This is a genomic window from Rhizobium sp. BR 317 (genome assembly GCF_047445835.1).
Lineage (GTDB): Bacteria > Pseudomonadota > Alphaproteobacteria > Rhizobiales > Rhizobiaceae > Rhizobium > Rhizobium paranaense.
Genome location: NZ_JARWLB010000002.1, coordinates 366926 through 391121 on the forward strand (window position 1 = coordinate 366926; position 24196 = coordinate 391121).

Here is a 24196-nt window from a genome sequence, read left to right on the forward strand (position 1 = left end):
CGCGGCAAAGGCCCGCCTCCATTTCTCGGGCAAGGAGCATCACATGACCGTCCTGCGAATTGTGCCCAATCTGCATGCCGCCGATCCCGCAAGCGCCCGTGTCTTCTATGGCGACCTGCTCGGCTTGGATATCGTCATGGACCACGGCTGGATCATGACCTTCGCCTCCAAAGCCCAGACTGTCCCACAGATCAGCATAGCCAGCGAAGGCGGCTCAGGCACGACCGTTCCAGATCTTTCGATCGAGGTCGACGATGTCGATCAGGTCTATCAGCGCGCCCGATCGATGCAGTTCGATATCGTCTACGAACTGAACGACGAACCCTGGGGCGTCCGGCGCTTTTATGTCCGCGACCCCTTGGGCAAGATCGTGAATATTCTGTCCCACCGATAGGCAGTTCATCCCAAATCGACGTTGAAGGTCACCCGTTCCGCCGACCATAGTGTCTCAGCATAGGCTATGGGTACGCCGTCGCTATCGACATCCACTTTGAGGATGACCAATACCGGTGTCGACTTCGGCTGCCGCAACAGCCGTGCCTCCTCGGCACTTGGCATGCGCGCCTCGATCTCGGTCGACAGGCGTACATAGTCGTGGACACCGTAGCTGGCGAGCGCCGCGCTGATGGTCTCGTATTGCAACCTCGCCTTATCGAAATCAGGAAAGCGGTCAGCCGGATAATAACTGTCGCCGAGTTCGACGGGAACACCGTCTGCCGTCATCACGCCGCGGCGATGGATGACGGGTGCGCCGGACGCCAGCTTCAGCCGTGCCGCTACACGCTCCGACGCTGCAACGACCTCGTGGATCAATAGCTCGCCGCCAGGCTCGAAACCCTGCTCGATCAGATTCTTGGAGAACCGTGTCTTCTTCGACAGCGTATAATCGAGAGCCCCTCGGTGCACGAAGGTTCCCCGTCCTTGCTCGGCGCGCACCAGTCCCCGCTGCTCCAGATGGCCGAGCGCCTGACGGACGGTGAAGCGGCTGACGCCGAAGCGTTCCATAAGCTCCGGTTCGGTCGGCAATTTGGCGCCCGGAGCAAAGGTCCCGGCGGCGATATCCGCCGCCAGGATTTCGCCGATCTGATGCCAGAGAGCGCTGCCGCTCTTGCGGTCGATCGTCTCCATGTCACACGCGCTTTTCAAGCCGGAACAACAGCTTGTATTCGGCGGGATAGGCGAGAGCATCGAGAATGCTCGGATAATATTTGCGATCCTTCGAGCCGCTGACGAAACCGTCATAGCCGAAACGCCTGACGGAGACATTGAAGCCTGCGGCAACGAAGGCGTCGATATAGTCCTGGGGAGAGCGATCCTGTACCGGCGCATTGCTGTTGCCGCCGATCAGCTCGCGCCATTTCGGCCAGAGGGGCATCTCGTTGTGGCAGCCGGTGACCGCATAATAGATGCCACCATTGCGCATGACCTCGAACATCTGCTCCGCGTGCCGCTTCAATTCCGGCAGCAGATAGACCACCTCATAGCTGAACGCGACATCGAAGCTGTCGACAAAAGGCGAAAGATCGGTGGTGACATGAAATTCCAACGGCATATTGCCCTTGGCCGCGACAGCCGCCGCAACCGATTCCGAGGCGATGTCGATGCCGACGCCGCGGCGAAACGGCCGCATCGCGTGAAGCAGCCGCAGGAAGCCGCCACGATTGCAGCCAAAATCCAGTACCGTCTTCGACGAAAAGTCCCGCTCCGGTACGGTCTCGATGAAATGCCGCCAAAGCGGACTATGCGACTCCGCCATCGCGATGTCGCCGTTCGGTTCGGTATGCCACGTTGCGTAGGTGGTTGCTGCGTTTGTCATCATGCGCTCGCTGTTGGAGTGGACTGAGCGAGCAATAACGCAGCCCTGTGACAGGCATGTGAATTCGTCCGGACGACTGGACTATTGGAAGCTATCGCTGGACAAATAAAAAAAGGCCCTGCCGAAGCAGAGCCCTCTTCAATTCGCTAAGAGCCAAGGCCTACGCGCGGATAGCCTGATCATTCTCGTCGAAGCGATGCATGTGTCCCGTGTCCGGTGTGGCATAGACCGTTTCGTCCGGCTCATATTTGTGTTCGCCGAAGAGGCGCGCGGTCAGAAGGCCGGTTTGATCGGATTCGAGATAGATGATCGTGTCGGCGCCGAGGTGTTCGACATGGATGACCTTGGCCGCCCATGTGCCTTGCTCGCGTGACAACGTGATATGCTCCGGACGGATGCCGACGGTTTTCGCGCCGCTCTGTTCGAGCTTTTCCGCAGGGATGAAATTCATCTGCGGCGAACCGATGAAGCCGGCAACGAAGACATTCGCAGGGCGGTTATAAAGCTCCATCGGCGAACCGATCTGCTCGATCGCACCGGCGTTCATCACGACGATCTTGTCAGCCAGCGTCATGGCCTCCACCTGATCGTGGGTGACATAAATCATCGTCGCCTTGAGGCTGCGATGCAGGCGGGCGATTTCGAGGCGGGTCTGGACGCGCAATGCCGCATCGAGGTTCGACAGCGGCTCGTCGAAGAGGAAGAGCTCCGGTTCGCGCACGATGGCGCGGCCGATGGCGACACGCTGACGCTGACCGCCGGAGAGCTCCGCCGGGCGGCGGGCGAGATAAGGCGCGAGGGAAAGCATGCTCGACGCCTTCTCCACACGGTTATCGATCTCATCCTTGGCGGTGCCGGCCTGCTTCAGGCCAAGGCCCATATTGTCCTTCACCGTCAGATGCGGATAGAGCGCATAGGACTGGAACACCATGGAAATGCCGCGCTTGGCGGGCGGCGTTACCGTCACGTCGGTGCCGTTGATCAGCACCGCGCCCGAGGTCACGTCCTCCAGGCCGGCGATGCTGCGCAGAAGGGTCGACTTGCCGCAGCCGGAAGGGCCGACGAAAATGACGAACTCGCCATCCTTCACCTCGAGGTCGATGCCCTTCAGCACATCATGCGTACCATAGGCCTTGCGAATGGATTTCAGTTGAAGCGATCCCACAGTCTCTTATCCCTTACAAATAAACGGGCTTGCCGGTACGCACGCTCTCGTCGGCGGCGAGGCAAATGCGCAGCGATTGAACGGCATCGGCCATATGGCGGCTGAGGTCGATATCCTCACGGATGGCCTTCAGCATGAAGGCTTGTTCGCGATCGCACAGCTCCTGATGACCCGGCTCGCCATCCATGCGCAGATCCTGGTCCGGACGGATGAACTTGCCGTTCGGGCCGGTCTCGGCGGTATGTAGCCGGATGACGGAGGTCTTGGTGTGCGTATCGATGTCGTCGGACTTGGCGTTGGGGTCCATGACGATCGATACCGCGCCATTCGGCGACATCACATCCTTCACAAAGAAGGCGGTTTCGGAAATCATCGGCCCCCAGCCGGCCTCATACCAGCCGACCGAACCGTCTTCGTAGATCACCTGCAGATGGCCGTAATTGTACATGTCCGGCGCGATCTCGTCCGATAGGCGCAGACCCATGCCGCGCACCTCGACGGGCTTGGCGTCCGTGATCTGGCACATGACGTCGACATAATGCACGCCGCAATCGACGATCGGCGGCGTCGTGCGCATCAGCGCCTTATGCGTCTCCCAGGTCGGCCCACTCGACTGCTGGTTCAGGTTCATACGGAAGACATAAGGACCGCCGAACTTGCGTGCTTCCGCAATCAGCCGTGTCCAGGACGGATGATGACGCAGAATATAGCCGATCACCAGCTTGCGGCCGGCTTTCTTGGCTGCGGCCACAACACGCTCCGCATCCTCGACAGTCGTCGCCAGCGGCTTTTCCACGAAGACGTCGCAGCCCGCCTCGAAAGCCATGACCGCATAGTCCGCGTGGCTGTCGGAATAGGTGTTGATCGAGCAGAGATCGGGCTTCAACTCCTTTAGCGCCGTCTCGAAATCCGGATGGATCGTGTAACCCTGCAGCTCGTCGGCCAGCTTCGGCATCGAGCGATTGACCAGGCCAACGATCTCGAAACCGGGATTGTTGTGATAGGCGAGCGCATGGCTGCGGCCCATATTGCCAAGGCCGGCGACCAAGACGCGGATCGGCTTATGAGATGAGCTCACTTGACTGCTCCGGAGGTAATGCCGCGAATGAGTTGGCGTGAGAAGATGACATAGAGGATGAGGATGGGCAGGATGGCGAGCGTCAGCGCCGCCAGGACCGCATTCCAGTTGGTCACGAATTGGCCGATGAAGATCTGCGAGCCCAACGTCACCGTCTTTGTCGCCTCGCTCGGCGCCAGGATCAGCGGGAACCACAGGTCGTTCCAGATCGGGATCATGGTGAAGACGGCGACCGTTGCCATGGCCGGACGAATGAGCGGCACCACGAGACGGAAGAAAATCGCATATTCGCTAAGCCCGTCGATGCGGCCCGCATTCTTCAGGTCATCGGAGACGGTCCGCATGAATTCAGACAGTATGAAGATGGCGAGCGGCAGGCCCTGGGCCGTATAGACAAGGATCAGCGAGGTCAGCGTATTGACCAAGCCGGCGGCGACCATGCCCTGCAGGATCGCGACCGTACCGAGGCGGATCGGGATCATAATGCCGATTGCGAGATAAAGCCCCATGATCGTATTGCCGCGGAAACGGTATTCCGACAGTGCGAAGGCGGCCATGGCGCCGAACAGCAGCGTCAAGACGATCGAGACAATCGTCACGATGAAGCTGTTCTCGAAATAGGTCAGGAAATCCCCCTGCTTAAGAACGGTCTGATAACCGATCAGGCTGAAGCTGGAGGGCGTCGGGATGCTCAAGGGCGCACGGAAGATCGAGGCGCGGTCCTTGAAGGAATTGATGATGGTCAGGAACACCGGGAAAACGGCAAGCAACGTGTAGGCGATCAACGCCAGATGCACGAGGCTGGAGCGGGCAAGGGAAGTGCGTGCCTTGGACATGGTCGCCTCTCCTCAGAACTGGTAGCGGCGGATGCGCCGCTGGACGATGAAAAGATAGAACGAGACGCCGGCGAGAATGATCAGGAACATCACTGTCGCGATCGTCGCGCCCATGGAGCGGTCGCCGAGCTGTAGCTGGAAGCCGAAGAAGACGCGGTAGAGCAGCGTGCCGAGAATATCGGTGGAACCATCCGGCCCCGCCAGCGCGCCCTGCACAGTATAGACAAGATCGAATGCGTTGAAATTGCCAACGAAGGTCAGGATCGAGATGATGCCGATCGCCGGCAGCACCAACGGCAGCTTGATCTTCCAGAACTGGCTCCAGCCGGTAACACCATCGCACTCGGCCGCCTCGATGACTTCTTCAGGAATGTTCAGCAGCGCGGCATAGATCAGCATCATCGGGATGCCGACATATTGCCAGACCGAAATCAGCGCGACGGTGATCAGAGCCGTTCCCGGTTTGCCGAGCCAGGGGGCAAAGAACGACTTAAGGCCGACAAGGCCCATCAAATCGGGCGCCACACCCCAGAGCGGCGATAATATCAGCTTCCAGATGAAACCGACGATAACGAAGGAAAGCAGCGTCGGCAGAAACATGGCGGTGCGATAAAAGGCGACGAACCGCAGCTTCGGTAGCGACAGCAGCGCCGCGAGCGCAACACCAATCGGGTTCTGCACGCACATATGGATGACGAAGAAGATCAAATTGTTGCGCAGCGCATTCCAGAAGTCATGCGACCAGCGTTCATCCCCGAACAACACTTTGAAATTGTTGAGACCCACGAAGGTCGACTGGTTGTCGACGACATTATACAGCGACAGCCGCAATGTCTCGATCAGAGGCAGGATCATCACCGCGGTGTAGACGATGAAGGCCGGAAGAAGAAAAACGAAGATATGCCAACGTCTTTGACGCTTGATTGGGACCGCATCGAAAGCGGCTGATATATCGGCTTCGCTCATGGCTCTCTGCCTGCTTTTTTTATGGCTGCGTATCGGGGCGGCAGCGCAAATGTTCAAATTCGCCCGCTGTTCCGGCTCTCCAGACAAATATGGAGAAACAATATCGGGCGCGGCACGACGTAGTGTCGCGGCAACAACCGGTCCGGCGGCTCATCGGCATACGAAATAATGAAGGCATGTCATATACTTACCCGTCAAAAGCGGGAAAGCGGCAACCGATGACTCTATCCTTCGTCTATTCGCATGCACCGGCTGTGGAATAAGGTGAGGAGCGATGAGGCCCCTCACCCATATTGCGTCAAAGCAGGATTACTTGCCCGGCTTGAACCAGCTATCGAGGCCCTTCTGCAGCTTCGTGGCAGCCTGTTCCGGCGTGTCCGTGCCATTGATCACGTTTGCAGATGCCGTCCAGGTTTCGTTTTCCAGGTTCGGCGTGCCGCGCGACAGGATCTGGTAGGTCGAACGAACGGTCGACTTATGATTGTCGCGCCAGGAGACGAATTCCTGGGCGAGCGGATCACTCATCTTTACCGGGTGCGAATTCAGGCTGAAGAAGCCCGGCAGCGCGTTGGCGTAGATGTTGGCGAACTCGTCGGAAGCAACCCAGCTCAGGAACTTCTTGGCTTCTTCTGCATGCTTGCTCTTGGCGTTCAGGCCAACGCCGATATCCGGATGGTCGGAGATGTAGGCCGTGTCACCAGCCTTTGCGACCGGCGGCGGGAAGGCACCCATCTTGAACTGAGCCTGCGTGTTGAACAGCGCGATTTCCCACGAACCAGCCGGATAGATGGCAGCCTTGCCGAGCGTGAAGAGGTTCTGGCTGTCCGAGTAGCTCTGGGCTTCGAAGCCGTCGCCGAGGTAAGGCTTCCACTTGGCGAGTTCCTTGTAAGGATCAACCCACGGGGCATCCGTCAGCTTTTGCTTGCCGGAGATCAGAGCCAGGCGGCCGTCCTCACCCTTCCAGTAGTTCGGGCCGATGTTCTGGTAGCCCATGGTTGCGGCTTCCCAGAGGTCCTTCGTGCCCATAGCCATCGGAATGTATGTGCCGTCAGCCTTGAGCTTGTCCAGCACTGCGAAGAATTCGTCGCGAGTTGCCGGAACCTTCAAACCGAGCTTGTCGAAGGCATCCTTGTTGTAGATGAAGCCGTGAATGACCGAAGCCATCGGTACGCAGAAGGTCGACTTGCCGTCATCGGTGGTCCAGGCGGCCTTGGCGACCGGCGAGAAGTTGTCCATACCCTTCAGCGCCGTCAGGTCGGTCAACTGCTTTTTCTTGAAGAGATCCAGCGAGGCGTCGAAGGGGCGGCAGGTGATGATGTCGCCCGCAGAGCCAGCTTCAAGCTTGGCGTTCAGCGATGCGTTGTACTCGGTCGGAGCCGTCGGCGAGAAGACGATCTTGATGCCGGGGTTCTTGGCTTCGAATGCCGGGATGATCTTCTCCTGCCAAATCTGCAGGTCGTCGTTGCGCCAGCTTTCAACCGTCAGCGTCACGTCCGCCGCATGCGCGAAGCCGACCGAGGTCAGCAGGCTGGATGCGAGGAGCAAGCCTTTCAGAACATTCTTTTTCATTTCCCTCTCCTGTTTAAGCGCCCGGAATCAGGCACTGTTCTCGATCTGAAAATCCGCCGGCCATCTGAGAAAACAGCCAACGCTCCACAAGGACCGCCAACATTGCCGGTCCCAAATGCACAAGGGCGCGCAAGGCACTGTGCCTGGTCGGCCCGACCAATCGTGACCCGCCGGACGACCGGCCAAGGACACACAAACTCAACACACGAGAAATCATGACGAACGCCGTCGCGCAGATCCTTTTGATCCACGCGACTCCTGACAACGGCAGAGGTCCGCCACCTTCTGCTGGCCGCCGGCTATTGTTATTCTGCCGGTTCTGCCGATGCCTGCTCGAACTGTTCCCTTGAAAGAATTAAGGCCAAAAAAATACCAATTGTCCAGCCGAAATTTAACTTTCGTGAGTGAGAAAAAGCGATAAAAAATTTTATCTTTATTTTTCAAATAGATAAAAACGCGAAAAAAGCAGCGCATTACCTATTGGTAAATGGTATTTTTTTGGTATTGTAGAAAAAAACGGGGAACGAGCGGTATCCGGAGGGTGTGATGACGGAGTTTGCGATCGGTATCGACGGCGGGGGGACGAGCTGCCGCGCTGCTGTGACAGATAGGATGGGCAAAGTTCTCGGCAGCGGCAAGGCGGGGGCTGCCAATATCCTTTCCGATCTCGAAAACTCTCTGGTCAACATCGTCGCATCGGCCCGACAGGCCCTCAGCGAAGCCGGACTTGATCCGGAATTGGTTTATACGCTGCCCGCCGTTGTCGGCACCGCCGGCGCCAATGTCGGTGATTATGGCAAGCGCATTGAAAAAGCCCTGCCCTTTGCCAACAGTCATGTCGTCACTGATGCGATGATTGCGCTTCAGGGCGCGCTTGGCGATGCCGATGGGATCATCGGCGCGTTCGGCACCGGTTCCGTCTACAATGCTCGCCGCAATGGCAAGGTCTGGGGTATCGGCGGCTGGGGCTTTGTCATCGGCGACCAGGCCAGTGGTGCTCGTCTCGGCCGCGATCTGCTGGAACGCTCGCTTCTGGCGCATGACAAGGTGCACCCACCCTCGCCGATCACCGAAAAGGTCATGGCTGAATTCGACGGCGATCCCGAACGCGTCGTCGAATTCGCACATGTTTCCAAACCGAAGGATTTCGCGCGTTACGCGCCGATGGTCTTCGAACATGCCGAAGCGGGCGATGTAGTCGCTGTCGGCATCGTTAAGGCCGCGGCGAACGCTATCGCTGAAAGTCTCGACACGCTGCTCTGGCCCGAGTGCTCATCGATCTGCCTGCTTGGCGGTCTATCGAAGGCATATCATCCCTGGCTCGAATCACGGCATAAAGCGCTTTTGACGGAACCGAAAGGCGACGTATTGCGCGGCGCGGTCGAACTGGCGGCCAAGCTCCTGCAAAAAGAAATGGGGAGCACGCAATGACGGAGGATCTGAGCCATATCTTCTCGCCGGAACGCCTGCTCGCCGGCGGCACCGGCCCGCTCTATGTGAAGCTGCGCCGCGCGCTTGAAGAGGCGGTCAAGGTCGGAACGCTGAAACATGGCGACGCCCTGCCCCCGGAACGCGACATAGCCGAATACGCAGCAGTCAGCCGCGTGACGGTACGCAAGGCGATCGACGATCTCGTGGCGGAGGGCATCCTCGTCCGTCGGCATGGCTCCGGCACTTTCGTCGCCAAACCAGTCTCCAAAGTCGAACAGCGCCTATCGCAGCTAACGTCCTTCACCGAAGACATGGCGCGGCGCGGCATGACGGCACGCTCCGAATGGCTGCATAAAGGCGTGCACACCCCATCACCCGATGAAATGATGATCCTCGGCCTTGCCGCCGGCACCAAGGTCTCCCGCCTCAGCCGTTTGCGCATCGCCGACGACCAGCCGCTCGCCATCGAACATGCCAGCGTCTCCGGCGAGTTCCTGCCTGACCCATCGATAGTGACTGCGTCGCTCTATGCCGAACTCGAAAAGCGCCAAGTCCGTCCGGTTCGTGCCGTCCAGCGCATCTCCGCAACCAACATGAAAGAGGCCGACGCCGGTCTGCTCGGCGTCCCCGTCGGGGCTGCAGGCCTATCGATCGAACGTATCTCCTACCTCGGCTCCGGCCGCGCGGTGGAATTCACCCGTTCGCTTTATCGAGGCGACGCCTATGACTTTGTTGCGGAGCTGACGATCGGGTCGACGTAACGGCGAATTCACCAGAGCCGGGCAATCCAGTCGGAACGATCGGCAAGCCCGTCGACCTCCGCCTTCAAAATCAGATCGTCATGCCGCGTCTTCCACCGCCGCATCGCGCTTTTCCGGCACATAATTGAGCACCGGTCCGAGCCAGCGTTCCACTTCGGCAACCGGCATGCCTTTGCGAACCGCATAGTCTTCCACCTGGTCCCGCTCGACCTTGGCGACACCGAAATAATAGGAGTCGGGATGGCCGATATAGAGGCCGGAGACGGAGGAACCAGGCCACATGGCGTAGCTTTCAGTGAGCTTCACCCCGGTCGCAGCTTCGGCATCGAGCAAACGGAATAAGGTTTCCTTCTCCGTATGGTCGGGCTGGGCGGGATAGCCCGGCGCCGGCCGGATGCCGGCATAGGATTCCGACAGCAGCTCGTCGCCGCTAAGGTCTTCATCCTTGGCATAGCCCCAGAACTCACGCCGCACCCGCTCATGCATCCGCTCGGCAAAAGCCTCGGCGAAACGATCGGCGAGCGCTTTCACGAGAATTGAGGAATAATCGTCATTGGCACGCTCAAAGCGTTCGGCAATGGCAATTTCCTCGATACCGGCCGTGACGACGAAACCGCCGACGTAATCGCTGACGCCGCTCGAAGCCGGCGCGACGAAATCCGAGAGCGCCACGTTGGGGCGGCCATCCCGCTTCGACAATTGCTGGCGCAGCGTATAGAAGGTCGCGAGTTCGTCGGTGCGGCTCTCGTCGGTGAACAACCTGATATCATCGCCAACCGTGCCCGCCGGCCAGAAGCCGATAACGGCGCGTGGGCGGAACCAGTTTTCCGCAATGATCTTTTCCAGCATGGCCTGCGCATCGGCATAAAGCTGCCGCGCCGCCTCCCCCTGTTTATCGTCTTCGAGGATCGCCGGGAAGCGCCCCTTCAACTCCCAGGTCTGGAAGAACGGCGTCCAGTCGATGTAGGTGGCAAGCTCCGCCAGATCATAATTTTCGAACACCTTCGTTCCGAAGAACTGCGGCGCCACCGGCTTGTAACTCGCCCAACCCATCTTCTCGGCATTCTCGCGCGCCCTTGCGATCGGCAGGCGCACTTTCTCCGCCTCGCTGCGGGCATGCGCCGCGGCGACCTTGGCATATTCGGCGCGAACCGTGTCGACATAGCCCTGCTTGGCCTCCGGCGACAACAGCGCCGAGACGACGCCAACGGCACGGCTGGCGTCGGTGACATAGACCGTTTGCCCCTTCTCATAGCGCGGATGGATTTTCACGGCCGTATGCACGCGGCTGGTGGTGGCGCCGCCGATCAACAGTGGAATATCGAACCCTTGCCGCTCCATTTCCGAGGCGACATGCACCATCTCGTCCAGGGATGGAGTAATCAGGCCGGAGAGGCCGATAATATCGACTTTTTCGGCGATTGCCGTTTCCAGAATCTTCGTCGCCGGCACCATGACGCCGAGATCGATGATTTCGTAGTTGTTGCAGGCGAGCACGACGCCGACGATGTTCTTGCCAATATCATGCACATCGCCCTTGACGGTCGCCATCAGCACCTTGCCCGCCGCCTGACGCTCTCCGCCGCCGCCATTGGCAAGCTTTTCCGCCTCCATATAGGGCAACAACACGGCAACGGCCTGCTTCATGACACGGGCCGACTTCACGACCTGGGGCAGGAACATCTTGCCCGAGCCGAACAGGTCGCCGACGACATTCATGCCGGCCATCAGCGGCCCTTCGATGACATGCAGCGGTCGCTCGGCCTTTTGCCGCGCCTCTTCGGTGTCGGCCTCGATATAATCGGTGATGCCGTTGACCAGTGCGTGCTCCAGCCGCTTCTCGACCGGCCATTCGCGCCAGGCGACATCCTGCACTTTGGCTTCCCGGTTGCCGGCACCACGAAAACGCTCAGCTATTTCGAGCAGCCGCTCCGTACCGTCAGGCCGGCGGTTAAGCACCACATCCTCACAGGCCTCCCGCAGCTCAGGATCGATATTGTCGTAAACTGCGAGCTGGCCGGCATTGACGATGCCCATGTCCATGCCCGCTTGAATGGCATGGTAGAGGAACACGGCATGCATCGCCTCGCGCACTGGCTCGTTGCCGCGGAAGGAGAAGGAGAGGTTCGACACGCCGCCTGAGATATGCACCAGTGGCATCGTCTCGCGGATCGTCCGCGTCGCCTCGATGAAGTCGACGCCGTAATTGTTGTGCTCCTCAATGCCGGTCGCGACCGCAAAGATATTCGGGTCAAAGATGATGTCTTCCGGCGGCAATCCCGCCTCTTCCGTCAAAAGCTTGTAAGCGCGCGCGCAGATCTCGACCTTCCGCTGATAACTGTCGGCTTGCCCCTGCTCGTCGAACGCCATGACGACGACKGCCGCACCGTAATGGCGCAGCAGTCGGGCTTGCTTGAGGAAATTCTCCTCGCCCTCTTTCAGCGAGATCGAGTTGACGATCGGCTTGCCCTGCACGCATTTCAGACCCGCTTCGATGATCGAGAATTTCGAGCTGTCGATCATGACGGGCACGCGGGCGATGTCCGGCTCGGCGGCGATCAGGTTGAGGAACTCGACCATCGCCTTTTCGGAATCGATCAGGCCCTCATCCATGTTGATATCGATCACCTGCGCGCCGTTTTCGACTTGGTCGCGAGCAACGGCTAGCGCCGCCGTATAGTCGGCATTGGTGATCAATTTGCGGAATTTTGCCGAGCCGGTAACGTTGGTGCGCTCGCCGACATTGACGAAGGGAATGTCTTTGGTCAGCTCGAACGGCTCTAGGCCGGAGAGCGACATGAATGGGCGGTGTGCGGCAAGCTGGCGAGGCTGATATTTCGAAACCGCTTGCGCAATCGCGGCGATATGCTCCGGCGTCGAGCCGCAGCAGCCGCCAACGATGTTGACGAGGCCATCGCGCGCAAAACCTTCGACCTGCGCGGCCATCATCTCAGGCGTTTCGTCATATTGGCCGAACTCGTTCGGCAGGCCGGCATTGGGGTAGGCACAGACGAAGGTATCGGCAACGGCCGAAAGCTCCTGCAGATGCGGCCGCATGGCGTTGGCGCCAAGTGCACAATTGAGCCCGATGGTGAAGGGGCTGGCATGGCGTACCGAATTCCAGAAGGCCGATGGCGTCTGGCCGGAGAGAGTCCGGCCGGAAAGATCGGTGATCGTTCCCGAGATCATCACCGGCATGCGGACGCCCTTTGCTTCGAACCGCTCCTCGCAGGCAAAAATCGCGGCCTTGGCGTTCAGCGTATCGAAGATTGTTTCGATCAGGATGATATCGGCGCCGCCATCGATCAGCCCGTCGATCTGCTCACCATAGGCTAGTCGCAAATCGTCGAAGCTCACCGCGCGATAGCCGGGATTGTTGACATCAGGGGAAATCGAAGCAGTGCGGTTGGTCGGGCCGATGGCACCAGCGACAAAACGGCGCCTGCCATCCTCATGTTCGGCACGGATCGCCGCCCGGCGGGCAACTGCTGCGCCCTCCTTATTGAGATCGTAGACCGCGCCTTCCATCTGATAATCGGCCTGGGCAATGCGGGTCGAAGAGAAGGTATTGGTTTCCAGAATATCCGCACCGGCCTTGGCGTAGCGATAATGAATTTCCTCGATCGCGTTAGGCTGAGTGAGAATGAGAAGGTCGTTATTGCCCTTCTGATGACAGGCGCAGCCGATGAACCGATCACCGCGAAAATGATCCTCGTCGAAGCCGAGCCCTTGGATTTGTGTGCCCATAGCGCCGTCAAGCACAAGGATTCGCTCGCTCGCTGCCTGCTTCAGGGCGGCGAACACTTCACTGCCATCACGTTTCGCTGATTCCGAGCCAAAAAGATTGTCAAACATAAGCGAACTCCACTGGCCTGATTGCGACTTCGCATTCAGATCACATAAAGATATCTTTATGTCAACATATCTATACCTCGAAGAGGCCCCGCGCAAGGATAGTGCTGCTTTGGCTTGCCGTGTCCCCGAAAAATATCGATGCGATCGGCCTCTATCCTCTACAGGCATGGACAACGCAGGGCAGCCGACACAGTTTCATTCCTTAAAGCCATGACAGCGCTTTCAGGCAGCGCTATAGGGCTTATGGCAAAAGAGTCTTGGGAGGCGAGCATGAGCATACAGCGTGAAACGGCGGCACTCGGCAATTGGAGCTCGCGAGCCTACCACCGCCGCTGGCTGCTTGATCAGGTAAGCGGGCTTTTCGATTTCTTCCAGTATCGTGCCATCAATCCCAAGGGGGGATTCTACGATATGGACGATGCCGGCAGGCCGCTCGATGCGATCAATCCTGTCCGCGGCATTCATTCGACCGCGCGCATGGTTCATTGCTTCTCCATCGGTTCGCTCCTCGGCCGTCCCGGCTCCGAGGATATCGTTGATCACGGCATGAACTATCTCTGGAAGCATCACCGCGATGCCACCCATGGCGGCTATGTCTGGTCGCTCAACAATGACGGCCCCGTCGATGCCACCAAGCAAGGCTATGGCCATGCCTTCGTGCTGCTCGCCGCCTCCTCCGCCAAGACCATCGGCCATCCGCTTGCCGACGGCATGCTCGCCGATGCTACCGAAATTCTGAACACGAAATTCTGGGAAGAAAAACACGGTGCCATCGCCGAGGAATTCAACCAGGATTGGTCGCCGATCGACGGCGGCAGCTATCGCGGCCAGAATTCCAACATGCACCTGACGGAAGCACTGATGGCCGCCTTCGAAGCAACCGGTGACAAAGCGTACCTCGACAAAGCCGAAAGCATCGCCGATCTCGTCATCCGCCGCTCGGCGGGTTCTGTCGGTTGGCGCGTCGCCGAGCATTTTACCGCCAATTGGGCGCTCGATAAGGACTATCGCGGCAATGAAATGTTCCGCCCCTCGGGTACGACGCCCGGCCATTGGTTGGAATGGGCGCGCCTCATCCTGCAACTCTGGTCGCTCGGCGGCAAGCAGCACAACTGGATGCCGGACGCCGCCAAAGGTCTGTTCTCCCAATCAATGTCACTAGGTTGGGACAGCGATAAAGGCGGCTTCTTCTATACGCTCGACTGGGCTGACGTGCCGGCCAAACGCAACAAGCTCTGGTGGCCGGCCTGCGAGGCAGCCGGTGCGGCGCACTATCTCAACGAACACATGCCGAGCGATTTCCACGAGGAGAGCTATCGTAAGATCTGGGGCACTATCGGCCGCTGCTTTATCGACCATAGGAACGGCGGCTGGCATGAGGAGCTGACGGAAGACTTGATGCCCGCTCATACGATTTTCCCGGGCAAGGGCGATATTTACCATGCTTTGCAGGCTTGCCTCATCCCCCTCTTCCCGGCAACGGGCAGCCTGACCAAAGTCATCGCCGAGGCTGGCGGGAATATCTGAGATCGATCGCGGCGTCCGCTAAGCGTGACGCCGCAATCATCTTTTACGACAGGCTGAGATTGTGCAGTTCGTGGCCAAGCGTGAGCGCCAGGGCCTCCACGACCAGATTGTGATCTTCACGCTGCGGAAGTCCCGACACGGTGACGGCGCCAATGCAGCCTGTGCCGTGGACGAAGATCGGAAAGCTGCCGCCGGATGCGGCATAGTCGGCGCTTGAAAGCCCGTTGTCCTCGATCCTCTTGCCCTGCTGTTCCAGCCGCAGAGTGCTCGCATAACTGCTGCGGAAATAGCGCAACACCATGTTGCGCTTGCGGCGGATCCAGTTGGAATTATCCGGCGTCGAACCGGGCAGCGCGATGTAGAAAACCGGCATGGAATGCAGCGTGATGTCAATCGCGACACCCAAATTGCGTTCGCTGGCAAGATCGTGCAGCAACTTGCCGAGCACCCAGGCGGTCGAAAGATCGAAAGCATCGAAGCGCAGCGTCTCCTCCTGCAGCGCGATGCGGCTGAGGTCGTGTTCGATCGTCATGAAAATCCTTCCTCCAAAATTGGCCGGCTTATCAAACGCGAACGAGATGATTTGTCTACCTATCTCTTCGGCATGTCGAAACCGAGCCGCCACTTTTGGCCAAACTGCCAGCGATCACTTACCGAATGCCGCCTCCTCTTGCCCATGGAAGGCGAACAGGTCATTGATAGTGCACCAAGATCATCGCGCCGAAGGAGCCCGCTGTCATGAACGCAAAATATGCACTGCCCGCCATCCTGGCCTGCACTTGCACCTGCGCCATGACGCCCCCCGCTATGGCCGAGGATCCAGCTCAATTGGTTCTGCACGATGGTTTCGACGGTACGGACTTCGCGCCGTCGGGCCATCTCTACTATCGCGACAATTCAGAACAGAAGGCTGGTAAGATCGAATTTCAATCGGAAGTAAAACGCACCGGCACCGGGGCACTGAAGCTCAGCGTCAAGCCACTCTGCGACGCGGGCAAGTCGAACTGCAGCGAAAGAGCAGAGATCTGGGAGCGCACCAAATATCGGGTCCCTTATAACCAAGGCGTTTGGTATGGCTTCGCGGTCAAATTCGCCGACCCCATTCCCTCCGGTGATCATCGCTATCTCATTGCGCAGTGGAAGCGAGAGATCGGGCCGAAGGCAAAGGGGGATTTCAGCCCTTTCCTGGCACTGCGACTGAACAACGGCAAACTCTTCGCCACCGTCGAAACCAACTATGTGGCTCCGCCGACGACCGCGGTCAGCGACGCGACCAAGAAATGTGACGACAGTCAGACGCCTGTCTGGTTCCGCTCGGACACCAACCAGATGCGAGCCCTGGTCGCCACCGATAGCAGTTGGGGTAAGGAGGACGGCAAGGAATTCACCGGCTGCACCAGCGCCATCACCATCACCGACCACGGCAACAAATTGCCGACGCCGGATTCCGGCTGGATCGACTTCGCCATCTACAGCAAGCCCGGCCCTGACGGCACCGGCCATATCGAAATCTTCGCCAATGATAAATGGATTGTCACCGTCAAGGGACATATCGGTCATGCCGACAAGGGCTTAGGCAAAAACCAGTATTTCAAGTTTGGCCCCTATCGCGCCGCCGACACGACGGAATGGACGCTCTACTATGACGATTTTCGCCGTTCGCCCCGCTGTGCCGATGTCCTGTCGGATGCGAAGCTCTGCCCATTGAAATGACCGATTTTCGCACACTTCCTCGTCCATGATATCGCCGCGAAAAGTTAGTTGCCACCGGTCCAGATTTTCGTAAGATTTGGGTGAACTTTTTTGCCTCTCATTGGTTATTTGCCTCAGCAGAGGAGACCACTGAAATGCTCACCACTCATCGCGATTGCAAACACCATGTGGAGAAGAATGCCATTCCTTCACTTGGCGAAATCGAGGGGCGTGTCGCAGTCCTCGAAGTCGTAGCCCAATCCGCTTTGACGCACGTCTTTTTCGAAGGTCATGTCGATGTCGACGCGACCTTACTTTCTGAGATTCGCAGGGCCATGCATCGCAAATGCCGGGAACTGAAACTCGATGGCGAAGATACAGCCTCCGCACTATCCTATGCAGAGGAATTGATCGAAGCAGCAGTCGAAGCGTCGCAGCCGGTCCACCAATGATGCCCTCGCGGCCAAGACTGATCCTTTTGATCATGGTGGCGCTCGCCCTTGCGCTGGGTGTGCTCCTGTTCGCCGTACCGCATAACGGCAAGGATCAGGTTGAAAACCCGGCGCCACACGCACCGGATCAGACGCCGCAATAGTCCCCTTCGAGCCAGCACCTGTGCCAATACGAAACTGTATCTGTATCAAATCAGGCAGGCGTTAACGCCGGCGAGAGAAGCCGATTGCAAACTTTCGGAATCAAAGCAGTCTTGCTCCGCTCCCGCTCAAGTTCGAGCTTCCAACCACGGTGTAGCGAATGTCTATGATGGTCAACTCGCCCCTATATTCCGATGATGTCGATATCCTCGCCGGCGCGCTCTATGCCTGGTGTGCCGAACACAGGATCAAACTGCAAAGCCAGGAAGGACTGTCGGCGGCCAATGTCGCGATCAGCCTCTATGATGCTGGCTATCAGACGCAGGACCAACTGCTCGGCGCCTTGCACAATTACGAATTTCATTGAAATCGTAGCGCCGGCTCAGCCCTCTGTTAGCGTCTCATCGGCAGAAGACGGCCTCGCCGCAACCCGTGGACAAGTCGGAAGCGCTAGATTTCGGCTGGCGTGAGCATGCTTGCAGCGAATGTAGCTCGCCGCTGTAATCATGGTGCGGTCACGCCGCCGCAGCGGCCTTCCGCAACACGCCCGCGATACAATCCCGCTCCTCCAATATCCCCGACCATTCATCCTCATAAAACGAGGAGTCGTAGATCAGCGTGAATGGGCCTTTATAGCCGGCGGCATTGGAGAGTTCGACGCAGCGAACATAGTCCTCGGTATCGAGGCCGGTTTCCGAATAATGCGCCTTGGCATGGCAGAGTTCGGCACGACCCATGATCTCAGCGAGATCGCCATATTTGCCCACGCCCGTCCAATTGCCGAAATCGCCGTTGAGGCCAAGCTTGCCATCAAGCGCGTCAAGCACACGATGGACCTCGACCGGCCCCGGCAACAGCGAGAACCAGTTTTCGATGACAAGGCGGATACCAGTGCCGGCAATCCGTTCGGCCAGCCAACGAAGATGTTTTTCCGCCCCGCTCAGTGCTTCGTCGGTCGGCCGCGCCTTACCGGCGATCACGCGCATATTCTCGGCACCGAGGGTCACAGCGACCTCAATCCAGCTCGCCATCCATTCCACGTCGCGCTTGGCCGTCTCGGGATCACTGAGGTCGCCGTCTTCAATCAATAGCGTCTGCACCTTGACCCCTGCCCTGTCGAAGGCATTCCGCAGGCCGGCGATATAGTCGGGCGAGCGGCTCGGCAGATGAAACGAGCAAATTTCCATGCGGAAGATACCGCGTTCGGCAAACTGTTTCGGAAGATCGATCAGCTCTACCGAGCCTTCACCATAGGTCGGCTGGCGCGCTGGAGTGTCCGCGCCGCCGGGCTTGTAGGGATAGGTGCCGCCGAGTGCGCGATGCAGTGACCATGTGGAAACGGCAAAACGATCTGCCAAATCAGCCGTGAAAGCCATTGAATCTCCTCCTAATTACCCGCAGCGGACTTCCCGATTTGACGAAGCCCAAGCTTTCGGCAGCAAATCAGAAATAGAGCGACATGACGATGTCCTGATCAAAATCGCCGAAACCCTTGCCGAAAATATTGAGGCCACCGGGATTGCCGGCCGTCTCATCGATGCCGATGCGAAAGCGGATCGAATGATGATCGTGCAACCCAAGCGACGTGATCGTTTGCATCGAGACCATGGTCCCGTCGATCCAAGTGCCCTGGTCGTCGATGCTCCAAGTCTTCAGCTTGCCGTATTGCGAACCACTGAGTTTCCACCAGCTTGGCGAATAGAGCCCGCGCCTGTCGCCAAAATCGCCTGGGGATGTCCAGTGGCCGGCCTTGATGCCATTGACCCAGATGGAGATATCAGATGGCCAGTTGGAATTGGTGGCTGGCGTCTCGGAACTGAGTTCGGCGGAGAATTCCACCTTGCGGATACGACGCCCGTTCACCTTGGCATTGTTCGGGAACTTATATTCGACATAACCGCGCGTGAACCAGAGAAGCGCCGCCTGCATGCGCTGCGGATCGAGGAATACGCCCGGCACATCGAGCATGCCGATGACATTGTGGACCGAGCACAGACCGCAGGGCGGCCCAACTTCGAACTCCGTGAACAGGCCGATCGGCATGCTGACGGCGACGACGTCCTCACGCAGGCTGGTAGAACGATTTTCGAAGCGAATGAGAATTTCGCCATAAACGCTGGAACAAATCTTCTGGTTGCCCTTGCTCGCTTTCATCGTATGGGTCTCGATTAGTCCGGCCTTCTCGAGCGATTTGATGTTGATGGCGGCAGTCGACTGCGGCAGCTTCATATGCGCCGCAATGTCATTGACGTTCAAAGGCCCTTTGAGACGGAGAAGATTGAGAATTTCGATACGCGTTGCCGACCCCAGGGCCTCGACGACCTCCGTATCCTTCATCGGATCGACTGTTAGAAGCTTAGTCTCCATATCGAACTGTCATATCTCCACGTCATAGCAATCTTTGGCTCATACCACGCTCTTCGGTTGCTTTCCTCTCACTTTTTCAGGGTACCGGCCCGCGGTTCGGGAGAGATACCGCGGGCCGGTCGGGAAAACGCAGCCGCTCACCCCTTGATGCCCGAAGACAGCATCAAAGCCTGCGTCACCCGTTTCTGGAACAGGAGATAGGCGACGGCAACAGGCATAGCGGCAAGGATCGCCACGGCCATGTCCCGGGCATATTTGATGCCAAAAGCATCGTCGACCTGAGTGATGCCGACCGTGACCGTCATGGTGTTTTCGGAATTCGACACCAGGAAGGGCCACAAGAAGGCGTTCCATGCCATGATATAGGTGATAATCGCCAGCGCCGTCGTGATCCCCCAATTCAGCGGCAGGTAAAGCCGGAAGAGAATCTGGAACTCGCCGCAACCATCGAGCTTTGCCGCCTCACGCAGCTCCTTCGGCACGGAATCGAAGAACTGCTTGTAGACGATGACGACAACCGGCACGATGAGCTGCGGCAGGACGATGCCGCTCAGTGTATTGATCAGCCCCAGCTTCTGCATCAGCACGAATTGCGAAATGATCAGCGCCTGCGACGGCACCATGAAGCTTGCCAGAATAACGAAATAGAGCACTCGCCGCCCGGCGAACACGATCTGCGAGAGCGCATAGGCGCACATCATACTGATCAAAATGACGATTACAGTGACGCTGATCGATGTCACCAGCGAGTTCATGTACCAGGTCGGTAGATTGGTCTGGAACAGCGCGAAATAATAGGACGAGAAATCGAACACGCGTGGAATGAAAGTCGTGCTGGCAATGACGTCCTGCTCCGGCTTCATCGACGTTACGATCGCCCAGTAAATTGGAAAGGCCCAGAGACCGGCTATGAAAAGCGTCAAGATCAATAGCAGCGAGTTACCAATCGCGCGTCCTGGCATCAGCTTGCCCTCCTCACTCTCAGAAGCTGGTATTGCAGCACTGACACGACGACGATGATTAGGAACAATATGACCGCGATCGCGGAAGCAGCGCCGCCATGGCTGAGGCGGAAGCCCTCGCGATAGACGAGCAGCAGCAGCACATAGGTGGAATTGAACGGCCCGCCTTCGGTGAGCAGATAGATCTGATCGAAGATTTTCAGTTGCAGGATGAGCTGCAGCGTCAGCACAAGGGTCGTTACCGGCCAGATCAGAGGCCAAGTTATGCGGCGAAATGCCTGGGAGCGAGACGCACCATCGAGGGCGGCGGCTTCATAGTAGTCCTTGGGAATGTTCTTGAGCGCAGCGATGAAAAGCAGCAAGTTGAAGCCGTTCGTCCACCAGATGGTGACAAAAGCAACCATCGGCATTGCCCAGATGGGATCACGAAAAACGCTGACGGGATGGCCGGTGAAAAGTTGGATCACGTTTTGCGCGATGCCGAATTGCTGGTCCAGCACCCATTTCCAGATCGTCGTGACAACAGAGACTGGTAGAATATATGGAATGAAGAACAGCACGAGCACCAGGCTCTGCAAGCGGCCTTCCAACCGAACGACCATCAGCGCCAGTGCAAGCCCAATCACCGTGTTCGGTACGGCGCTCAAAAGGACGAAATAGCCGGTGTTCCACATCGACGTGTAGAACAGCTTCTGACTGAAGAGTTTGACGTAGTTGTCGAAGCCCACCCACTGGCCGTCGCCGATCAGCGGGGCATTCGTGAAGCTCAGCGCAAACATCTTATAGACGGGATAGGCAAATACGATCAGGTAGACGATCACGAAGGGCGCAACCATCAACACGGCGGTCAAGCCCTTCTTTCGTCCTTCGTTCGCAAACATGGCGTCTCCTCTTGCCGGCCGGACGCCGACCGGAATGACTCCGGTCGGCTTTGCGCTTTGGGCCCCTACTGCTGGCTCTGCAGCTCTTCACGCATCTGATCGATGGCATCCTTCGGATCGAGCTGACCGTTGATTGCCGGAATGATGAAGTTCTGCGCGGCCTCGTAGATCGGTCCAGCAACACCGGCGAGCGGCGAGATCGGATCGTAGACGGCGGTATCGGCGAGCTTTGAATAGACAGCGTTCGGCTGCATATTCTTGAAGTCGGCGCTTGCGGTCACAGGCTTATAAGCCGGGATGTGGCCGGCACTCGCCCAGGAGATGCTGTTCTCGTTCATCCAACGGATGACTTCGAGCACGGTCTTGACCTTTTCCTCGGAGATCGGCTTTACGGTGCTGTTCGGGATCGCGAAGGAGTGGGAGTCGACCCAGGTCGCCTGCTGCCCCATCAGGTTCGGAATTTCGATCGCACCCCATTGAAAGCCGAGTTGACCTTTCTTTTCCAGGTCAACCATGGTCGGTACTTCCCAGACGCCGTTGATATGCATCGCAGCCTTGCCGGAGGTGAAGAGCGCAATCGACGCCTCATAGGAGATAAGCTGCGGGGAATAACCTGTTTTGACCCAATTCGTTATCGTATCCAGCGCCTTCAGGCTGGCATCTCCCGGCATGATTTCTTTGCCGTCCATGAACTTCGCGCCCTGCTGAGCGACGAGTGTATAGAAGATGCGCCAGATAGAGGCGCCCTGATCACTGTTGATCGACAACGGATATTGGACCTTGCCGAGCGCCTTGATCTTGCCCAGCACCGCATTGAAATTGTCGAGTCCGTCCAGCCCCTTCGGCAGGCCGTCATCGCCGAGCAGGCCGGCCTGCTTCAATATGTCCTTGTTGTAGTAGAGAATGATCGAATGGACATCGAAGGGAATGCCGTAAGTCTTGCCGTCAGAGGTCGCTGAGTTCCAAGCGGCGTCGACATAATTCTCCTTCTTGATACCCGCTGCCGAAAGCTCGTCGGCGGTAAACGGGCGCAGAATGCCGGTCGGCACGGCCAATGGATAGCGCGAGATATGGTAAGTCATGATATCGGGTTGCTGGCCGACGGCGGCGGCCGTTTGCACCTTGGTGTAGAAGGGTACGCCCCATTCGAGAGTCGTCGCGTTGATCTTGATGTCAGGATGGGTATCGTTGAATTTTTGGATCAGCGCCTTCATCCGCACGCCATCGCCGCCGCTCAGAAAATCCCACCAGGTGATTTCCGTCTGCGCGAAAGCCGCCGTTGCCGGCAGCAAGGTCAAAGCGGCCGCCATGGCCAATTTCAAAAGTCGTCTCATGTCTGTCTCCTCCAACACAGGGGCATGATTGCCATTGAACCCGGCTCGCTCCACCGAGCCGGAAAATCCATCGGAAACACCCGGCATCCTCTTGCCGGCCGTATTCCGCACCTCTAACTGCCTGCTCACTCAAAGTTTTTTGGTATGTATCAAAAAAATCGATACTAACGAATGCGCTTGCCGTTTTCACTGAATGCAAGCAGCGTCTCCGGCGTCATCGTCAGCTCCACCGGCTCGCCCGGTTTCGGGCGGTGATCGCTGCGGCACTCAATCGTGAGTTCAGTGCCGGTACGGGTCAGTGCATGCAGGTATGCGATGCCGCCGAGCTCCTCGACGAACTCCGCCTTCACCTGCAAGGCGACTGACCGAACCTCGCCGTCCAGCACCAATTGCTCAGGCCGGACGCCGATGAAAACCTTGGCTCCCATCTGCGGCAAAGCCCCCTTCAAAGCCAGGACGACCGAGGTTTCAGGCTGGTCATCAAGCGCGATAACCAAACGACCGTCGGCGTTGCCGGTAACCTTGCCGGAGAGGAAATTCATCCCCGGCGAGCCTATAAAACCGGCGACAAACATATTGTCGGGATTGCGATAGAGATCGAGCGGAGCCCCGGTCTGCTGCACCACGCCGGACTTCAGGACCACGATCTTGTCGGCAAGTGTCATCGCTTCGACTTGGTCGTGGGTCACATAGACCATGGTCGCGCCGATCTGGCGATGCAGCCGGGCGATCTCCATCCGCATCTTCACGCGCAGTTCCGCATCGAGATTCGACAGCGGCTCGTCGAACAGAAAAACCCGAGGCTCGCGGACAATGGCGCGACCGATGGCAACACGCTGACGCTGACCGCCGGAAAGCTGGCTGGGTTTGCTTTTGAGATAATCGGTGAGACGCAGGATCTCGGCAGCCGACCGCACCTTCTCGGCAATCTCAGCCTTAGGCCGGCCCGCCACCGACAGGCTGAAGGCCATATTGTCGAAGACGGTCAGATGCGGATAAAGCGCATAGGATTGGAAGACCATGGCGACGCCGCGCGTGGAAGCTTCCTTATGTGTGACATCCCTGCCCTCGATCTCGATTCGCCCGCCTGTCGTTTCCTCCAGTCCGGCGATCATGCGCAACAAGGTCGATTTCCCACAGCCGGAGGGACCGACGAAGACGGCGAACTCCCCCTGTTCTATTTTGATATCAACACCGTGGATGACCTTCAGCGCACCGAAGGACTTGCTGACATCGGTCAACTGGATTCCTAAATTCTGGACTTTGGCATTCTGAACGTCGGCAGTCTGAATTCCCACCATGAGCCTGATCCTCCCGTGATCAACTCTACCTCCGGGCGGCGGCCTCTTTCGCCACCGCCCAG

The 24196-nt window shown here is 58.2% G+C and carries 23 protein-coding genes; 8 read left to right on the forward strand and 15 right to left on the reverse strand.

What is annotated here, in order from left to right; all coding sequences use genetic code 11:
* Positions 1 to 43: 43 nt before the first annotated feature.
* Positions 44 to 394, forward strand: coding sequence for a VOC family protein (locus tag QD357_RS04350; RefSeq protein ID WP_107108514.1), 351 nt, complete (start codon positions 44 to 46; stop codon positions 392 to 394).
* Positions 395 to 399: 5 nt separating this feature from the next.
* Here the strand turns inward: QD357_RS04350 and phnF are convergent, their stop codons facing one another.
* The 7 genes from phnF to QD357_RS04385 form a co-directional block, all read right to left on the reverse strand.
* A complete protein-coding gene (phnF, locus tag QD357_RS04355) occupies positions 400 to 1128 on the reverse strand; it encodes a phosphonate metabolism transcriptional regulator PhnF (protein ID WP_107108515.1) in 729 nt (242 codons plus the stop codon).
* Between the two features lies 1 nt (position 1129).
* Entirely contained in the window at positions 1130 to 1816 is a 687-nt protein-coding gene (locus QD357_RS04360) for a class I SAM-dependent methyltransferase (RefSeq protein WP_107108516.1), read from the reverse strand.
* 160 nt (positions 1817 to 1976) lie between these two features.
* Positions 1977 to 2981, reverse strand: a complete 1005-nt coding sequence (locus QD357_RS04365) for an ABC transporter ATP-binding protein (RefSeq protein ID WP_107108517.1) — start codon at positions 2979 to 2981, stop codon at positions 1977 to 1979.
* A 13-nt stretch (positions 2982 to 2994) separates the two neighbouring features.
* Positions 2995 to 4059 carry a Gfo/Idh/MocA family protein gene (locus QD357_RS04370; protein WP_107108518.1) on the reverse strand — a complete coding sequence of 355 codons (1065 nt, stop codon included), beginning with the start codon at positions 4057 to 4059 and terminating at the stop codon, positions 2995 to 2997.
* Positions 4056 to 4895, reverse strand: coding sequence for a carbohydrate ABC transporter permease (locus tag QD357_RS04375; RefSeq protein WP_107108519.1), 840 nt, complete (start codon positions 4893 to 4895; stop codon positions 4056 to 4058). Before QD357_RS04375 ends, QD357_RS04370 begins: the two co-directional genes overlap by 4 nt.
* A gap of 12 nt (positions 4896 to 4907) precedes the next feature.
* Positions 4908 to 5861: a carbohydrate ABC transporter permease gene (locus QD357_RS04380; protein WP_183937740.1), complete on the reverse strand. Its 954-nt coding sequence runs from the start codon at positions 5859 to 5861 to the stop codon at positions 4908 to 4910.
* Between the two features lie 309 nt (positions 5862 to 6170).
* Entirely contained in the window at positions 6171 to 7430 is a 1260-nt protein-coding gene (locus tag QD357_RS04385) for an ABC transporter substrate-binding protein (RefSeq protein WP_183937738.1), read from the reverse strand.
* A gap of 546 nt (positions 7431 to 7976) precedes the next feature.
* Between QD357_RS04385 and QD357_RS04390 the strand changes: the two genes are divergently transcribed.
* Complete coding sequence (locus QD357_RS04390; RefSeq protein WP_183937736.1) at positions 7977 to 8861, forward strand: N-acetylglucosamine kinase; 885 nt, start codon at positions 7977 to 7979, stop codon at positions 8859 to 8861.
* Entirely contained in the window at positions 8858 to 9622 is a 765-nt protein-coding gene (locus tag QD357_RS04395) for a GntR family transcriptional regulator (RefSeq protein WP_183937734.1), read from the forward strand. The genes QD357_RS04390 and QD357_RS04395 overlap by 4 nt, the downstream gene beginning before the upstream one ends.
* 78 nt (positions 9623 to 9700) lie before the next feature.
* Here the strand turns inward: QD357_RS04395 and metH are convergent, their stop codons facing one another.
* The gene (gene metH, locus QD357_RS04400; RefSeq protein ID WP_183937732.1) at positions 9701 to 13477 is read right to left on the reverse strand and encodes a methionine synthase; all 3777 of its coding nucleotides are present in this window, start codon (positions 13475 to 13477) and stop codon (positions 9701 to 9703) included.
* A 270-nt stretch (positions 13478 to 13747) separates the two neighbouring features.
* Here metH and QD357_RS04405 point away from each other — a divergent pair, with 270 nt between their 5' ends.
* The gene (locus tag QD357_RS04405) at positions 13748 to 15004 is read left to right on the forward strand and encodes an AGE family epimerase/isomerase (protein ID WP_183937730.1); all 1257 of its coding nucleotides are present in this window, start codon (positions 13748 to 13750) and stop codon (positions 15002 to 15004) included.
* Positions 15005 to 15047: 43 nt separating this feature from the next.
* On the opposite strand, the gene QD357_RS04410 is transcribed toward QD357_RS04405, so the two are convergent.
* On the reverse strand, positions 15048 to 15536 hold the full coding sequence (locus QD357_RS04410) for a heme-degrading domain-containing protein (protein WP_183937728.1): 489 nt from the start codon (positions 15534 to 15536) through the stop codon (positions 15048 to 15050).
* A 206-nt stretch (positions 15537 to 15742) separates the two neighbouring features.
* Between QD357_RS04410 and QD357_RS04415 the strand changes: the two genes are divergently transcribed.
* The 4 genes from QD357_RS04415 to QD357_RS04430 all read left to right on the forward strand — a co-directional run bounded on the left by QD357_RS04415 (position 15743) and on the right by QD357_RS04430 (position 17656).
* Positions 15743 to 16717, forward strand: a complete 975-nt coding sequence (locus QD357_RS04415; protein ID WP_183937726.1) for a polysaccharide lyase — start codon at positions 15743 to 15745, stop codon at positions 16715 to 16717.
* Between the two features lie 134 nt (positions 16718 to 16851).
* Positions 16852 to 17148 carry a hypothetical protein gene (locus QD357_RS04420; RefSeq protein ID WP_183937717.1) on the forward strand — a complete coding sequence of 99 codons (297 nt, stop codon included), beginning with the start codon at positions 16852 to 16854 and terminating at the stop codon, positions 17146 to 17148.
* Positions 17145 to 17291 (forward strand): hypothetical protein, encoded by a 147-nt coding sequence (locus tag QD357_RS04425; RefSeq protein ID WP_183937715.1) that lies wholly within the window; start codon positions 17145 to 17147, stop codon positions 17289 to 17291. Before QD357_RS04420 ends, QD357_RS04425 begins: the two co-directional genes overlap by 4 nt.
* Before the next feature lie 158 nt (positions 17292 to 17449).
* Positions 17450 to 17656, forward strand: a complete 207-nt coding sequence (locus tag QD357_RS04430) for a hypothetical protein (protein ID WP_183937713.1) — start codon at positions 17450 to 17452, stop codon at positions 17654 to 17656.
* A gap of 148 nt (positions 17657 to 17804) precedes the next feature.
* Here QD357_RS04430 and QD357_RS04435 read toward each other — a convergent pair whose 3' ends face one another.
* The 6 genes from QD357_RS04435 to QD357_RS04460 all read right to left on the reverse strand — a co-directional run bounded on the left by QD357_RS04435 (position 17805) and on the right by QD357_RS04460 (position 24134).
* Positions 17805 to 18665 (reverse strand): sugar phosphate isomerase/epimerase family protein, encoded by an 861-nt coding sequence (locus QD357_RS04435; RefSeq protein ID WP_183937711.1) that lies wholly within the window; start codon positions 18663 to 18665, stop codon positions 17805 to 17807.
* Positions 18666 to 18732: 67 nt separating this feature from the next.
* Positions 18733 to 19656, reverse strand: a complete 924-nt coding sequence (locus QD357_RS04440; protein ID WP_183937710.1) for an ArsR/SmtB family transcription factor — start codon at positions 19654 to 19656, stop codon at positions 18733 to 18735.
* A 137-nt stretch (positions 19657 to 19793) separates the two neighbouring features.
* On the reverse strand, positions 19794 to 20618 hold the full coding sequence (locus QD357_RS04445) for a carbohydrate ABC transporter permease (protein WP_183937708.1): 825 nt from the start codon (positions 20616 to 20618) through the stop codon (positions 19794 to 19796).
* The gene (locus QD357_RS04450) at positions 20618 to 21499 is read right to left on the reverse strand and encodes a carbohydrate ABC transporter permease (RefSeq protein WP_183937706.1); all 882 of its coding nucleotides are present in this window, start codon (positions 21497 to 21499) and stop codon (positions 20618 to 20620) included. Before QD357_RS04450 ends, QD357_RS04445 begins: the two co-directional genes overlap by 1 nt.
* A 65-nt stretch (positions 21500 to 21564) precedes the next feature.
* On the reverse strand, positions 21565 to 22833 hold the full coding sequence (locus QD357_RS04455) for an ABC transporter substrate-binding protein (RefSeq protein WP_183937705.1): 1269 nt from the start codon (positions 22831 to 22833) through the stop codon (positions 21565 to 21567).
* A 164-nt stretch (positions 22834 to 22997) separates the two neighbouring features.
* Complete coding sequence (locus QD357_RS04460) at positions 22998 to 24134, reverse strand: ABC transporter ATP-binding protein (protein WP_183937703.1); 1137 nt, start codon at positions 24132 to 24134, stop codon at positions 22998 to 23000.
* Positions 24135 to 24196: the final 62 nt, after the last annotated feature.

Bases quoted from the DNA above. Each gene is read 5' to 3' on its own strand.
- QD357_RS04415 (WP_183937726.1), top strand. From the start codon at position 15,743: ATGAACGCAAAATATGCACTGCCCGCCATCCTGGCCTGCACTTGCACC.
- QD357_RS04380 (WP_183937740.1), bottom strand. From the start codon at position 5,861: ATGAGCGAAGCCGATATATCAGCCGCTTTCGATGCGGTCCCAATCAAG.
- QD357_RS04450 (WP_183937706.1), bottom strand. From the start codon at position 21,499: ATGTTTGCGAACGAAGGACGAAAGAAGGGCTTGACCGCCGTGTTGATG.
- QD357_RS04395 (WP_183937734.1), top strand. From the start codon at position 8,858: ATGACGGAGGATCTGAGCCATATCTTCTCGCCGGAACGCCTGCTCGCC.
- QD357_RS04360 (WP_107108516.1), bottom strand. From the start codon at position 1,816: ATGACAAACGCAGCAACCACCTACGCAACGTGGCATACCGAACCGAAC.
- phnF (WP_107108515.1), bottom strand. From the start codon at position 1,128: ATGGAGACGATCGACCGCAAGAGCGGCAGCGCTCTCTGGCATCAGATC.
- QD357_RS04375 (WP_107108519.1), bottom strand. From the start codon at position 4,895: ATGTCCAAGGCACGCACTTCCCTTGCCCGCTCCAGCCTCGTGCATCTG.
- QD357_RS04455 (WP_183937705.1), bottom strand. From the start codon at position 22,833: ATGAGACGACTTTTGAAATTGGCCATGGCGGCCGCTTTGACCTTGCTG.
- QD357_RS04410 (WP_183937728.1), bottom strand. From the start codon at position 15,536: ATGACGATCGAACACGACCTCAGCCGCATCGCGCTGCAGGAGGAGACG.
- QD357_RS04440 (WP_183937710.1), bottom strand. From the start codon at position 19,656: ATGGAGACTAAGCTTCTAACAGTCGATCCGATGAAGGATACGGAGGTC.
- QD357_RS04350 (WP_107108514.1), top strand. From the start codon at position 44: ATGACCGTCCTGCGAATTGTGCCCAATCTGCATGCCGCCGATCCCGCA.
- QD357_RS04405 (WP_183937730.1), top strand. From the start codon at position 13,748: ATGAGCATACAGCGTGAAACGGCGGCACTCGGCAATTGGAGCTCGCGA.
- QD357_RS04425 (WP_183937715.1), top strand. From the start codon at position 17,145: ATGATGCCCTCGCGGCCAAGACTGATCCTTTTGATCATGGTGGCGCTC.
- QD357_RS04460 (WP_183937703.1), bottom strand. From the start codon at position 24,134: ATGGTGGGAATTCAGACTGCCGACGTTCAGAATGCCAAAGTCCAGAAT.
- QD357_RS04435 (WP_183937711.1), bottom strand. From the start codon at position 18,665: ATGGCTTTCACGGCTGATTTGGCAGATCGTTTTGCCGTTTCCACATGG.
- QD357_RS04390 (WP_183937736.1), top strand. From the start codon at position 7,977: ATGACGGAGTTTGCGATCGGTATCGACGGCGGGGGGACGAGCTGCCGC.
- QD357_RS04445 (WP_183937708.1), bottom strand. From the start codon at position 20,618: ATGCCAGGACGCGCGATTGGTAACTCGCTGCTATTGATCTTGACGCTT.
- QD357_RS04420 (WP_183937717.1), top strand. From the start codon at position 16,852: ATGCTCACCACTCATCGCGATTGCAAACACCATGTGGAGAAGAATGCC.
- QD357_RS04430 (WP_183937713.1), top strand. From the start codon at position 17,450: ATGTCTATGATGGTCAACTCGCCCCTATATTCCGATGATGTCGATATC.
- QD357_RS04385 (WP_183937738.1), bottom strand. From the start codon at position 7,430: ATGAAAAAGAATGTTCTGAAAGGCTTGCTCCTCGCATCCAGCCTGCTG.